General features: G+C 62.9%; 14 protein-coding genes and 1 pseudogene. 11 read left to right on the forward strand and 4 right to left on the reverse strand.

The features are described 5' to 3' along the window. The first annotated feature begins 55 nt into the window (after nt 1-55). Together NKJ67_RS26445 and NKJ67_RS26450 are read left to right on the forward strand one after the other, a co-directional pair. Nucleotides 56-859 carry an alpha/beta fold hydrolase gene (locus tag NKJ67_RS26445; RefSeq protein WP_127267384.1) on the forward strand — a complete coding sequence of 268 codons (804 nt, stop codon included), beginning with the start codon at nt 56-58 and terminating at the stop codon, nt 857-859. Nucleotides 860-973: 114 nt separating this feature from the next. After that, nucleotides 974-1,591 carry a hypothetical protein gene (locus NKJ67_RS26450; protein WP_127267380.1) on the forward strand — a complete coding sequence of 206 codons (618 nt, stop codon included), beginning with the start codon at nt 974-976 and terminating at the stop codon, nt 1,589-1,591. Here NKJ67_RS26450 and NKJ67_RS26455 read toward each other — a convergent pair. Then, nucleotides 1,575-2,498 carry a metallophosphoesterase family protein gene (locus NKJ67_RS26455; RefSeq protein ID WP_292458860.1) on the reverse strand — a complete coding sequence of 308 codons (924 nt, stop codon included), beginning with the start codon at nt 2,496-2,498 and terminating at the stop codon, nt 1,575-1,577. The genes NKJ67_RS26450 and NKJ67_RS26455 overlap by 17 nt on opposite strands. Before the next feature lie 53 nt (nt 2,499-2,551). Here NKJ67_RS26455 and NKJ67_RS26460 point away from each other — a divergent pair, with 53 nt between their 5' ends. Continuing rightward, entirely contained in the window at nt 2,552-3,046 is a 495-nt protein-coding gene (locus NKJ67_RS26460; protein WP_352584046.1) for an NUDIX domain-containing protein, read from the forward strand. Between the two features lies 1 nt (nt 3,047). Here NKJ67_RS26460 and NKJ67_RS26465 read toward each other — a convergent pair whose 3' ends face one another. Further along, entirely contained in the window at nt 3,048-4,040 is a 993-nt protein-coding gene (locus NKJ67_RS26465; protein ID WP_352584048.1) for a glutathione S-transferase family protein, read from the reverse strand. Between the two features lie 271 nt (nt 4,041-4,311). Between NKJ67_RS26465 and NKJ67_RS26470 the strand changes: the two genes are divergently transcribed. The 7 genes and pseudogenes from NKJ67_RS26470 (at nt 4,312) to NKJ67_RS26500 (ending at nt 9,146) form a co-directional block, all read left to right on the forward strand. Further along, nucleotides 4,312-4,848, forward strand: coding sequence for a GNAT family N-acetyltransferase (locus NKJ67_RS26470; RefSeq protein WP_127317843.1), 537 nt, complete (start codon nt 4,312-4,314; stop codon nt 4,846-4,848). A gap of 61 nt (nt 4,849-4,909) precedes the next feature. Further along, nucleotides 4,910-5,671, forward strand: coding sequence for a 3-hydroxyacyl-CoA dehydrogenase (locus NKJ67_RS26475; RefSeq protein WP_352584050.1), 762 nt, complete (start codon nt 4,910-4,912; stop codon nt 5,669-5,671). Between the two features lie 105 nt (nt 5,672-5,776). Beyond that, nucleotides 5,777-6,256: pseudogene (locus tag NKJ67_RS26480) on the forward strand (CoA transferase); the annotation flags it as partial. 80 nt (nt 6,257-6,336) lie between these two features. Then, nucleotides 6,337-6,858: a CoA transferase gene (locus tag NKJ67_RS26485; protein ID WP_352584153.1), complete on the forward strand. Its 522-nt coding sequence runs from the start codon at nt 6,337-6,339 to the stop codon at nt 6,856-6,858. Between the two features lie 31 nt (nt 6,859-6,889). Next, on the forward strand, nt 6,890-7,669 hold the full coding sequence (locus NKJ67_RS26490; protein ID WP_352584052.1) for a HugZ family pyridoxamine 5'-phosphate oxidase: 780 nt from the start codon (nt 6,890-6,892) through the stop codon (nt 7,667-7,669). 152 nt (nt 7,670-7,821) lie between these two features. Then, nucleotides 7,822-8,166 (forward strand): ArsR/SmtB family transcription factor, encoded by a 345-nt coding sequence (locus tag NKJ67_RS26495; RefSeq protein ID WP_352584054.1) that lies wholly within the window; start codon nt 7,822-7,824, stop codon nt 8,164-8,166. 164 nt (nt 8,167-8,330) lie between these two features. Further along, nucleotides 8,331-9,146, forward strand: a complete 816-nt coding sequence (locus NKJ67_RS26500) for a TrmH family RNA methyltransferase (RefSeq protein ID WP_352584056.1) — start codon at nt 8,331-8,333, stop codon at nt 9,144-9,146. A 91-nt stretch (nt 9,147-9,237) separates the two neighbouring features. Here NKJ67_RS26500 and NKJ67_RS26505 read toward each other — a convergent pair whose 3' ends face one another. Both NKJ67_RS26505 and NKJ67_RS26510 read right to left on the reverse strand, forming a co-directional pair. After that, the gene (locus tag NKJ67_RS26505) at nt 9,238-10,374 is read right to left on the reverse strand and encodes a coiled-coil domain-containing protein (protein ID WP_352584058.1); all 1,137 of its coding nucleotides are present in this window, start codon (nt 10,372-10,374) and stop codon (nt 9,238-9,240) included. A gap of 190 nt (nt 10,375-10,564) precedes the next feature. Then, a complete protein-coding gene (locus NKJ67_RS26510) occupies nt 10,565-11,101 on the reverse strand; it encodes a DUF1134 domain-containing protein (protein WP_245463604.1) in 537 nt (178 codons plus the stop codon). A gap of 391 nt (nt 11,102-11,492) precedes the next feature. Here NKJ67_RS26510 and chpT point away from each other — a divergent pair, with 391 nt between their 5' ends. Next, entirely contained in the window at nt 11,493-12,122 is a 630-nt protein-coding gene (gene chpT, locus NKJ67_RS26515) for a histidine phosphotransferase ChpT (protein ID WP_024504504.1), read from the forward strand. Nucleotides 12,123-12,360 lie beyond the last annotated feature (238 nt).

Consider the following 12,360-nt stretch of genomic DNA (forward strand, 5'->3'; position numbering starts at 1 on the left):
CAATTCAGCCACCATTGGGTGTCGCGCATTCTGCAATAACAAAAAATCAGCTTTCATGACCGCATCACTTTTTGCCGCCGAAGAGGGTGTTGGCTCGAAGGCCATCGTCCTGCTGCACGGTTTCGGCGGCTGCCATGATGTATGGCACGAGGTGATTTCCGCCCTGACGCCTTCCACGCATACGCTGGCCTATGATCTGCCTGGGCACGGGTTGTCGCTCGATTTTCCCGCCGCCGGTCCCGCCAGGGTGGCAGCCAAGGCCGTGCTCGCCGATCTCTCGGAGCGCCGCCTGAAGCGCGTTCATCTCGTGGGCCACTCGATGGGCGGTGCCGTGGCGGCGCTGATGGCGCTGGCCGAGCCCGAAAAGATAGCCTCGCTGACGCTTCTGGCGCCGGGCGGCCTTGGCCCCGAAATCAATGGACCGCTGTTGCGCCGCTATGCCGAAGCCGCGGATCGGTCCGAGATCCGCTCCTGCCTCGCCGTCATGTCGGGACCTTCAGCCCCGCCGCTCGAACATACGGTGGACACCCTTTGGGAAATGCGCAGGCGACCCGGCCAACTCGAAAAGCTCGTCGAGATCGCAGCCGCCATGACCGTGGACGGTCGGCAAGGCGTCATCCCGCACGATCGCCTCGATGGACTGAACATGCCGGTGATGGTGGCATGGGGAATCAGCGATGCGGTGCTGCCCTTTACCCAGGCGGATGACCTGCCGGCGCATTTTCACGTGCACCACGTGCTGGAGGCCGGCCATATGCTGGCTGAGGAAGCCCCCGACCTTGTTGCCGAGATCATTCGCCGCAACACCAATCGTCGCGCCAGGCCACACCGCCAGAAATTCGCCGCCGCAGCCAGCTGACCTTTTTCGCGCACGACAACCTTCCTGGACACCCCGGGGCCGTCGATCTCGCCAGTGCATTTTGCCGGCGGCTGTGTTAACCCGGTGTTAACCAAACCTACGAGGCGGACGCCGATGAAGGAAGCAGGCGAGAAGACCATCGACCAGTCCAAGAAACTGTCCGATGCCATCCGTGATGTCAAAAATGCCTTCGCCGACCGCGACGACGTCGTCGTCGACATGCGCGAGGCGCATCGCATGCGTCTCGATCTGCTCGCCGCCGAACTGGCACCGGTTTTTGCCGATGTTCCGGCCGATATGGACAATTTCGACTTTGTCGTCTCGTCCGGCTTGCAGCCGCGCCTGTGGATCGACGCCATCAGCCATGTCGCCATGGGGCGCGACCGCCGGACCTATCGCTTCCTCAAGGACACCCGTATCGGCCGGGTGGTGCTTGCCGAATCCACCGAGATGAAGCCGGTTGCCGATTCCGTGACACGCTATGTCGCCGAGCGCATCGTCGAGCGTCAGAGGATGCTGGAAGGCGGCGTCGAACCCGCCGTCGCCGGCCTGAAACGTGCGTATGTGCCGGAAGCCGAACCGCCGCTGCGCGCAACGGAGCGCGGCAAACGCTGGTCGGCCCTTCTGTCCGGGCTTGGCCTGGTCGCTGCCGGCGCACTGGTCGGCCTTGTGGTGTCGGTCGTCCTGTTCTGGGACCGCATCGTGGCCATGGTTGTCAATTTGCGGCCATAGCGGCCTCGGCGCCAAGCTCCACCGTCTGCAGATCGGATGGCGGTATGGACGGCCCGGTCAGGCCGCGCCGCGTCAGCCGGATCCGCCAATTGCCCTTCTCGCCGTCAATGTCGAACAGATTGTACTGCGCCGCCGGGTTCTTGCCGCCCGGCGCCTGGCCGGCGGCGGCGACGCCGACCGCCGGAATCCTGACGCCGCGACCGCCGATGAAGAACAGCGACGGCAGATGTGAATGGCCGTGCAGGACAAGGTCGGCGCCGTGGCGACGAATGATCTTGTTGAAGCGGGCGATGCCGAACAGCCGCTTGTGCTGCGGGACCGCGCCGCGCACCGGCGGATGATGGATCATGATGGCGCGAAACAGCCCCTGTCCGGCGGTATCCCCAAGGATTTTGCCGAGCCGCTTCGCTTGGCCTTCCATGAAGAAACCATTGGCCATGAAGGGTGCCGTGGCGCGCGCCGTCGAGACACCGATCAGCGCGACGTTGCCGCGCACGCGCAGATAGGGAAATGCGTTACGATCGACCGGCGTGTTGACACCGTCGCCGCTCATCCACGCCGCCCAGGATCGGCAGACCTTGTCGAAGGCGCCTGGCACATAGGCGTCGTGGTTGCCCGGAACGACCGAAACATCATGCGCCGGCCCCAGTGTCTCCAGCCAGTGCCTGGCCATCTCGATCTCGCCGTCGAGCGCCAGATTGACCAGGTCGCCGGTGACGGCGAGGTGGTCAGGCGTGTTCGCCTTGATGTCTGCGACGATCGTATCAATGACCGCATCATGCATATGGCGGCGGCGGTTGCGCTGCCAGTTGACATAGCCGAGCACGCGCTTGGAGGCGAGATCGCGATAGGATACATCGGGGAGCGGCCCCAGATGGACATCGGAAATATGCGCGAGCCTGAACATACAACCTTCATAGGCGACGCGCGCGCGGCTTTCCACCCACGGTTTCGCTATCAATGACGAGCCCTGAAGATGCCTTCCGCCAGACCGGCTGGCCAGGTTTGAGGGCCAGGCTGTTCCATCTCTATTTCGTGCTGCGGAGGCCGATGACGCTTGGCGTGCGCGGCCTGATCCACGACAGTGCGTCCAAGTCCGTCTTCCTCATTCGCCATACCTACGTACCAGGCTGGCAGCTGCCCGGCGGCGGCGTCGAAGTCGGCGAGACGATGAACGAGGCACTGGCCCGTGAACTGGCCGAGGAAGGCAACATCGCTCTCACCGCCCCGCCGGTGTTCAAATCGATGCATTTCAACCGCCGCTCCAGCCGCCGCGACCATGTCGGCTTTTATTTGCTCGAGCATTTCAGCCAGACGGCGCCGAAGCGGCCGGATCACGAAATCGCCGAAGCTGGCTTCTTCCCGCTCGACCGCTTGCCGCAGGGCACGACGCCGGCGACGCTGCGCCGGATCGCCGAGGTTTTTGACGGCGAGCAGCCCTCGCCCTACTGGTAGATCAGGCCGCCGCTTTCTCGAACCGCGCCCGGTCGTGTGGCGCGCCATAATTCAGTTCCGGTCCGACAGGCACGATCCGCGTCGGATTGATCGTCTGGTGGCTGCCGTAATAGTGCGCCTTGATATGATGCATGTTCACCGTCCCGGCCACACCAGGCACCTGGTAGAGATCACGCAGATAGTTGGACAGGTTCGGGTAGTCGGCGATACGGCGCAGATTGCATTTGAAATGGCCGACATACACCGGATCGAAGCGCACCAGCGTGGTGAACAGCCGCCAGTCGGCTTCGGTGATAGGACCACCGACGAGATAGCGCTGCTTCGACAGCCGCTCCTCCAGCGCATCCAGTGCTGTGAACACTTCACCGAACGCCTCTTCATAAGCGCGTTGCGTGGTGGCGAAGCCGGCGCGATAGACGCCGTTGTTGACCGCGGGATAGACCAGCGCATTGATGCGATCGATCTCGCCGCGCAATGCCTTCGGATAGAAATCGAGGCTGGCGTCGCCCCATTCGTCGAAGGCTGAATTCAGCATGCGGATGATTTCGGAAGACTCGTTGGAGACGATGGTCTGCTCCTTTTTGTCCCACAGCACCGGAACAGTCACCCGGCCCGAATAGGCGGGATCGGCCTTGGCATAGATCTGGTGCAGGAAGTCGAGGCCATAGAGCATGTCGCCCGTGGCGCCGTCCTCAGCCACGAACGTCCAGCCGTTGCCGCCCATCAAATGATGCACCACCGACACCGATATGACGCCTTCCAGCTTCTTCAGCGCGCGAAAGATCAACGTCCGGTGGGCCCACGGACAGGCAAGCGAGACATAGAGGTGATAGCGGCCGGGCTCGGCCTTGAAACCACGCGTCCGGCCTTCGGCAGGCGCCCCGTCAACGGTGACCCAGTCGCGCCATTGCGACTGCGTCCGCACGAACCTGCCACCATTGTCCGCTGTATCGTACCAGCGGTCCTGCCACCTTCCTTCGACCAGCATTCCCATACAAATCTCCTTGCGTCCTGTTGGTTGATGTAGGCGCAAGGCTGCCCTGTCGAAGACGTCAGGTGCTGAACAGACCGTCACTTGGCGGAAATGACGTACAAAAACGGCCGATTGCAGCGGCGGGAAATTGATGCTAGCGGAAATCCGCATGTTCGATTTTGCTTCGATCCGGTTTGACCGACGACGAAAGGGCGCCCGCGCTTGATGAAGCGCTGACTGGCGAACGCTGCCGTTTGCAGCAACCTTTCCTCCTTACCGGAACGCAAAGACCATGAGCCTTGCCGACGTGAAATACCTGCCGGAAACCCCGGCGCACGACCCCGAGATCGAAGCCATCAACGACGAAGCCTTCGGGCCCGGCCGCTTTGTGCTGGCCGCCTACAAGATTCGTGAAGCCGGAGGGCACGAGCGCTCGCTGTCCTTTGTCGCCGTCGATGGCGACATCGTCGTCGCCTCGGTGCGCATGACCCGCATCGCCGCCGGTGCCGGCCGCGCATTGATGCTCGGGCCGCTCGCGGTGCGGCCGGCCTTCAAGAATCTCGGCATCGGCCGCCGGCTAGTGGCAATCGCGCTGGAGGCCGCCGCCAAGGCCGGCGCGCCCGCTGTCATGCTGGTCGGTGACGAGCCCTATTACGGGCCGCTCGGTTTCAAGCGGATTCCGCGCGGCCAGATTTCGATGCCGCGCCCCGTCGATCTCGACCGGCTGCTGTCGCACGAGATCGCGCCGGGCGCGGTCGCCAGGCTCTTGGGCGAGGTCTGCCACGCCGATCAGGCCAGGGTGGCCGATCCTGTCGCGGCGATGGCTTGACCTTTCCCGTCGATCTGGCGCCTGATCCGTCCCACTGTTCCTGAGATCAAAGGATGACGCCATGAACCCGAACGGCCAGATCGCGATCGTCACCGGCGGCGGCTCCGGTCTTGGCGAGGCAACGGCGCGCGCGCTGGCCGCCAAGGGCGCTCGCGTCGCCATCTTCGATGTCGGCATTGACCGCGCGGCCAAGGTCGCGGCCGAGATCGGTGGTATTGCCGTCCAGTGCGACGTCAGCAGCGCCGACAGCGGAACCGCTGCGCTCGCCGACGTAGCCGCCAAGCTTGGCGAGCCGCGGATCCTGGTCAATTGCGCCGGCATCGCCATCGGCGTGAAGACGATCGGCAAGGATGGTCCCCATCCCCTTGATCAGTATCGCAAGGTGATCGAGGTCAATCTGATCGGTACGTTCAACATGATCCGCCTCGCCGCCGAGCGCGCGTCGAAGCTCGAGCCGCTGCAGGGCGGCGAGCGCGGCGTCATCGTCAACACCGCTTCGGTTGCCGCCTATGATGGCCAGATCGGCCAGGCCGCCTATGCGGCATCCAAAAGCGGCGTCGTCGGCATGACGCTGCCGGTGGCGCGCGACCTTGCCCGTTCCGGTATCCGCGTCTGCACCATCGCGCCCGGCATCTTCAAGACGCCGATGATGGCCGGCATGCCGCAAGAGGTTCAGGATTCGCTGGGCGCCGCTGTGCCTTTCCCGTCGCGCCTGGGCGAACCGTCCGAATATGCCGCTCTCGCCCTGCACATCATCGAGAACCAGATGTTGAACGGCGAGACCATTCGTCTCGATGGCGCCATCCGCATGGCGCCGAAATAGAAGGTCATGAACGCCGGCCTGTCCGCTGCCGCTAAAACCGGTCCGCTGACCGGGCTGAAGGTGATCGAGATGGCCGGGCTCGGACCGGTGCCGCTGGCCGGCCTGATGCTGTCGGAGATGGGCGCGCAAGTGTTGCGCATCGAACGGACGGGGACGAGCGAGCTCCTGTCGCTGCCGGATGAGTACAACATCGACCGCCATGGCCGCGCCCTCCTGCGCCTCGACCTGAAGCGCCGTGAAGGCACCGATCTGTTGCTGCGCCTTGCCGAAAAGGCGGACATGTTGCTCGAAGGGTTTCGCCCGGGTGTCATGGAACGGCTTGGCCTCGGCCCCGAAACGGTGCTGGCGCGCAACCCGGCGCTGATCTACGGCCGTATGACCGGCTTCGGCCAGGACGGCCCGCTCGCCGGCCGCGCCGGCCACGACATCACCTACCTCGCCTATAGCGGCGTGCTGCACGCCATCGGCCATGCCGACGGCCGTCCCGTCCCGCCGCTCAACCTTGTCGCCGACTATGGCGGTGGCGCCATGATGCTGATTGCCGGCGTGCTGGCCGCCCTGTTCCAACGTTCTCGCACGGGCAAGGGTGACGTCATCGACGCAGCGATGGTCGACGGCGCCTCAATGCTGGCGGTGCCCCTGCACGCCTTGACGGCGGCCGGCTTGTGGAGCGACAAGCGCGGCGCGAACCTGCTCGATTCCGGCGCCCGTTCTACGACACCTATGAGACGGCGGATGGCGGGCACATCGCCATCGGCTGCCTCGAGCCGCAATTCTTCACCGAATTCGCCAGGCTGCTGCCGCTCGACGAGCGCTTTGCGTCCGGCCAGTACGACAAGGCCCTGTGGCCGCCGATGCGCGCCGCCATTGCCGATCGGATCCGGCAGAAACCACGCGACGACTGGGACCTGCTGTTTGCCCAGACCGATGCCTGCGTGGCCCCCGTCCTGTCGCTGCAAGAGGCGAAGCACCACCCGCACAATCGGGCACGCAACGCCTCTGTGACGACAGGTGCATTTGAGCGCCCGGCCCCCGCGCCGCGTTTCTCGAGCTCGCAACCGACATTGGCCACTATGCCAGGCAATGAGGATTTGTCGCCATCGGCAATTCTGGCACGTTTCGGCTTTGCGAAAGCCGAGATCGACGGCCTTGTCAAATCCGGCTTGCTGACCGATAACGATAACTAGAGAAGAAAGATCAACTTACTGCGGTGCTGCCTTGGACGAGCCGAAAAAGGACGTGATCCGCGAGACGGACGCCGAAGCGATCCGGCTGGCGAAGACGCTTCTGCGCAGCGCCCGCTTTGGCGCCCTGGCGGTGATCGAACCGCAAACCGGCTCGCCGCTGGCCAGCAGGGTCGGCGTGGCCACCGACATCGACGGCGCGCCGCTGATCCTGGTGTCGATGCTTTCGGCGCACACCGGCGCCCTGCTTGCCGATCCGCGCTGTTCCCTGTTGCTCGGCGAACCGGGCAAGGGCGACCCGCTGGCGCACCCGCGCCTGACATTGATCTGCCAGGCAGCACGGCTTGAGCGCGGATCTGCCGAACACGCCCGCGTCGAGCGCCGCTATCTCAATCACAATCCCAAGGCGGAACTTTACGCCGGTCTCGGCGACTTTTCGATCTTTCGCCTCGATCCGCAACACGCCAGCCTCAACGGCGGCTTCGGCAAGGCCTATCACCTCGATCGATCGGATTTGCTCACCAGCGGACCGATCGTCGAGGAACTCGCGGCGCGCGAACAATCGGCCATCGACCACATGAACGCCGACCATCTCGACGCGATCGCCGTTTACGCACAGCATTTCGCGAAAGTATCCGGAAACGGCTGGCGTGTTGCCGGATTCGATGCCGATGGCATGGACCTGGTGTCGGGCGACGATGTTTGCCGTGCCTTTTACCCACAACCTTTGGCGGCGGCAGGTGAATTGCGGCACGTTCTGGTCGATATGGCCAAGGCCGGCCGAGCCATTGTCGACGCCGGGACGGAGACTTAATTATGCTGGACCAAAAGCAACACTTGAGATTTAAGTGAAATGCTCTACCTTTTGGTGACGCTGAATCGCCAGCGCCGATCGACAAGTGAATTTATGGAATCAGACGCCATTGCCCCCATGGCGTCGGGATGAACAGGAAGCATGGGGGATCGATGGTCTCGACAAAGCTAATCGTGAACGCCGAATCGGCGGCAGAGTTTCTCATGCTGATGGGCAATGAGAAGCGACTGTTGATCATGAGCTACCTCGCCGAAGGTGAGATGTCGGTTGGAGGCATTGCCGAGAAGGTGATGCTCAGCCAATCCGCCCTGTCCCAGCACCTCGCCAAGTTGCGGGCGCTCGACCTAGTCGAGACCCGCCGCGACCGGCAGATGATCTACTACTCCTGCAAATCCGACGCCGTGCGAGAACTGCTTGTCATGCTGGACGGCATTTTCGGCAGCGGCAAGGATGATCTGTCCCAGATGGCGCACCGTTTGCGCCGTGCTGGGACCTGACCACATAGCGCCGATCTCGCCGGCGATTTCAGAGCGACATGCGCCCATCCGGGGCGTACAGAGCTGGCTGATTGTCCCGAATTGTCGCATCGTGCTTTCCAAACAAGGTGAGCGCCGGGAAGCGGTCCGGATTTTCGGGCCGATGCGACGGTCGCGAGGAATGCATGGATCCCATTCGCATCGACGACCCTCAAGATCCGCGCGTCGCTGCCTATCTCGACATTCGCGAGCGTGACCTCGCCGGCCGGCAAGGCCGCTTCGTCGCCGAAGGCAAGGTGGTGCTCGACCTGCTGCTCTCGACCGGGCGCTTTGCCGCCGAATCGATCCTGGTCCTGGAAAACCGGCTGGCAGGTCTCGACAACATCCTGAGCAAGGCGCCCGCCGACCTCCCGGTCTATGTCGCCACCAGCGCGGTGATGGACGCTATCGCCGGATTTCATATGCATCGCGGCATCCTGGCCATTGGCCGCAAGGGAGAGCCGCAGCCGGCCGAAGACCTGCTCGATGGCTTGCCGCCTCAGGCGCTGGTCGTGGTGCTCGTCGGCATCGCCAACCATGACAATGTGGGCTCGATCTTCCGCAATGCCGCCGCCTTTGGCGCTGACGCGGTCCTGCTGGATGCGACATGCTGCGACCCGCTCTATCGCAAGGCGATCCGCGTTTCGGTCGGCGCCGCGCTCAAGATCCCTTTCGCATCGTTCTCCGACACCGCCGGCTTCACGACGATGCTCGCCCGACGTGGCTTCGATCAATTCGCGCTGTCGCCACGCGGGAAGACCGACATCCGCGATGCGCAGCGCAGCAAGCGCCTGGCGCTCTATCTCGGCACCGAGGGCGAAGGCTTGCCGGACGACCTGCTCGCAAGCCTGCACGACGTGCGGATCACCATGGCGGAAGGCTTCGACAGCCTGAATGTCGCCGCGGCTTCAGCCATTGCGCTGCATCATTTTTCGGCTAGAGCAATTCCAGGAAAAGTGTGAAGCGGTTTTCCGTCCAGAATTGCGTCAAAGCAAAGAGTTAGGGCATTTCGCCGTTTCCGTGAAACGGTGAAATGCTCTAAGGAGGCCTGATTCAGCTTGTCGCGTCAGCCTTCTGCAGCGCGCGCACGCGGTCGGCAAGACTGCGGTCACCGTTGCCGGAGCGGGCGTCCGACGGTACCGCCAATGCCTTGGCGATCGGCGAACCAGGCCCCTCGAGCTTCGCCGTCAGATGGACGACCTCCGCCGCCAGCGCGTTCATCTGCTCGCGCAAGGCGGAGCTGCTGTCCGTGGCCGTGGACGCGGCCAGTGCGGTGAGGTCGGCCTTCAGCCGCTTGTTCTCGCGCGCCAGCGCCGTCAGCCTCGCCTCGAGCTGCTCACGGTCACTGTCGAGCTTGGCGATTGCCTTGTCCAAGTCATCGCTCTTGGCGACATCGCCGCCCTTGCCGACCAGGCGCAAGGCTGGCGCGCTGTCTTCGGATTTCGATCTTTCGCGCATGCGTGCCAGTTCCTTTTCGCGGCGGTCGAGTTTGTCTTCGCGATCGGCAAGTGTGGCCAGCAGCCGCTCGACCTTCTTGTCGAGTTCGGCGGTCCTTTTCTTCTCGGCTTTCAGGGCCTCTCGCGCGGCCTTGCTTTCGGCCGCGATTTCCTGGCCGCGCCTGTCGGCTTCCTTGCGCTGGCCGCGCAGCATCGCAATGTCACTGGCGAGTTTCTGCATTTCGGACTCTCGCGCCACGAGTTCGATCTGCCGGCTGCTCGAGGAAAAACTGGCGTCGTCATACATGCGCTCCAGCTTTTGCAGCTCAAGTGCACGCTTTTCCAGCTTGCGCTCGGTTTCCTTCAGCCGCTCCGAAAGCTGCTGCAACTCGCCCTCTCGCTGGCGCAGCGCTTCGTTCTTCGCGCCCAGATCGGTCAGAGCCTGGTTCTTGTCCGTCCGCTCGACCGCCAGGCCCTTCATGGCCTCGCGACCGCGATTGATCTCGACGAGTTGTTCGGCCGCCTTCTCTCGCAACGCCTTGACGCTGATTTCCAGGCGGCGCGTCGTCATGGCGTATTCGGCGCGGATGCGATCCTTGTCCGCCTGGATTTCGGTTTGCGTCAGAGGGATCGAGGATTCGACGCGTCTGCGTGTAAGCGTGACCGCACGACGCCATATGGCCGGAGCCACCATGAGCGCCAGAAAGCTAGCACAGAGAAAGCCGAGGACGAAGAACAGGACCGACTGGACCAAGTGACTACCCGTTGTGGCCGGTAAGCATCAAACCAGATAAACCAGAAGCGCATAGAGCGCTTTGACTGTGCCACGTTGACATGGCGGAAATCCAGCGTTGCGGCAAGGGTTTGCCGCAACGCCACGAGTTTAATGCATGTCGCCCCAAAAGCGGTCCCGGTTTTGGGAAACGACAGCCAAGGACTTCAGCTTAGAACGGATTCCAGGTGGCGCGCTCGGTAAGCTTCAGATAGCCGAGATTGACGCCAAGCCGGGCACCGACACCGGTGCGGATCGGCACCAAAACCACATTGTTGTTCTTCAGCACGTTGAAGCCGACGCCAGCCACCACATAGGCCGAACCGGCGACGCCGCCATAGCGGTTGTAGAGGCTGCCCACATCGTCGAGATTGTAGACCAGCATCATCACCCGCGACCCCTCGCCGCCGAAATCCCAGCCGAGCGATGGGCCTTGCCAGAACACTTTGTGATCGCCGGCATTCTTGGTGTAGAGCGTGCCTTCGCCATAGGTCAGGCCACCGATCAGCGCGCCCGAGCCCTCTTCGCCCAGCAGATAGCCGTTGGGCAGGCCGTAGGAAGCAAAAATCTTCTCGACGACTGTGGCGAGCCCGCCTGATGTCGCGCCGAAGAACTTGTGACCGGAATCGACAATCTCCTGAGCGGTGTATTCCTGGGCCCGCAGGGTTGAAGTCGAGAAGACGAGAACGCCCAGGAGCGTGACCGCCATTGAGAAGACACGGAGAAAGCTCCGGTCGTAGTATCGGGAAAACATGCTTCCAATCTCCGTCAGGGAGCACCTTCGCCGACGCCTCGCACCCCGTACGGCTCTTTTAGCCGGCCGTTAAGGGTAACTGTTAGGGGCAAACTATGCCGTAATCCTTTTTCAACCATTAAGCTCCCACATGAACATGGCGGTTCGAAGGCTGTTTGGGGTCGCTCAAGTGGGGCCGGCAGCCTGCGTCAACACGCCATTTGCCACAACCACAATTTGGATTTGTTGCTGCACGCACGGGCGCTGTGTATTCAGAAAGCCCGAGGAGAGAGTGTGTGATTCGTGTGGCAGGCGACGATCGATCGCCCGGCCATGAGTTGTGAGATTTTGCAGGGATTTTTCGCCGATGGCCGATCTGTTCACCCTTTCCGCACCCGATCTGGCAGCGCTTTTGTGCAGCCGGGTCTGCCACGATATCATCTCGCCGGTCGGCGCGATCAACAACGGGCTCGAATTGCTTGATGAAGGCGGCGCCGACGAGGACGCCATGAAGCTGATCCGTCAGAGCGCCCGCAACGCTTCGGCCCGCCTGCAGTTCGCCCGCATCGCCTTTGGTGCCGCCGGCTCGGCCGGCATGTTGATCGATACCGGCGATGCCGAAGCGGTCGCCATCGCCTTCCTCAAGAACGAAAAGCCGGAACTGACCTGGAACGGGCCCCGCGCGTTGCTGCCCAAGAACAAGGTCAAGCTGCTGCTCAACCTGATCCTCGTCGCCAATGCCGCCATTCCGCGCGGCGGCAAGCTTTCCGTGACGCTGGAAAATCTTGAGACCGAACCTCGTTTCGCGCTTGCGTCGGCTGGCCCGATGCTGCGTGTGCCGCCGAAATTCCTCGAACTGCATTCCGGCCACAAGCCGGAGGAACCGATCGACGCGCATTCCGTGCAGCCCTACTACACGCTGCTTCTGGCGCGCGAAGCCGGCATGACGATATCGATCCACGCGACGCCGGAAGAAATCGTGCTTTCTGCGGCCTGATTGCGCAGCCGATAAAGCGAAGTATTTCTACATTGAAATCTGTAATTCCAGCTCATCGACTTGAGATGCGTCTGGTCGTCCAGGCAGCGCCAAAGCATTCGCGAATAAAAGTAGGCACCTGCCTATCTTTGTAAAAATTTTACCTAACGCCTTTTCGGCTTCTTTACCAGTTTGGCCTATGGTGCGTCCTGGATGCCCCCGACGCTACCGGACTGCCAGAAGGCAAAGAGGACCCGGA

This window comes from Mesorhizobium sp. M0088 (genome assembly GCF_040322895.1).
In the GTDB taxonomy this organism is placed as follows: Bacteria; Pseudomonadota; Alphaproteobacteria; order Rhizobiales; family Rhizobiaceae; genus Mesorhizobium.

Coding starts and splice junctions, on each gene's coding strand:
- NKJ67_RS26445 (WP_127267384.1), top strand. CDS start 56: ATGACCGCATCACTTTTTGCCGCCGAAGAGGGTGTTGGCTCGAAGGCC.
- NKJ67_RS26450 (WP_127267380.1), top strand. CDS start 974: ATGAAGGAAGCAGGCGAGAAGACCATCGACCAGTCCAAGAAACTGTCC.
- NKJ67_RS26455 (WP_292458860.1), bottom strand. CDS start 2,498: ATGTTCAGGCTCGCGCATATTTCCGATGTCCATCTGGGGCCGCTCCCC.
- NKJ67_RS26460 (WP_352584046.1), top strand. CDS start 2,552: ATGACGAGCCCTGAAGATGCCTTCCGCCAGACCGGCTGGCCAGGTTTG.
- NKJ67_RS26465 (WP_352584048.1), bottom strand. CDS start 4,040: ATGGGAATGCTGGTCGAAGGAAGGTGGCAGGACCGCTGGTACGATACA.
- NKJ67_RS26470 (WP_127317843.1), top strand. CDS start 4,312: ATGAGCCTTGCCGACGTGAAATACCTGCCGGAAACCCCGGCGCACGAC.
- NKJ67_RS26475 (WP_352584050.1), top strand. CDS start 4,910: ATGAACCCGAACGGCCAGATCGCGATCGTCACCGGCGGCGGCTCCGGT.
- NKJ67_RS26495 (WP_352584054.1), top strand. CDS start 7,822: ATGGTCTCGACAAAGCTAATCGTGAACGCCGAATCGGCGGCAGAGTTT.
- NKJ67_RS26500 (WP_352584056.1), top strand. CDS start 8,331: ATGGATCCCATTCGCATCGACGACCCTCAAGATCCGCGCGTCGCTGCC.
- NKJ67_RS26510 (WP_245463604.1), bottom strand. CDS start 11,101: ATGGCGGTCACGCTCCTGGGCGTTCTCGTCTTCTCGACTTCAACCCTG.
- chpT (WP_024504504.1), top strand. CDS start 11,493: ATGGCCGATCTGTTCACCCTTTCCGCACCCGATCTGGCAGCGCTTTTG.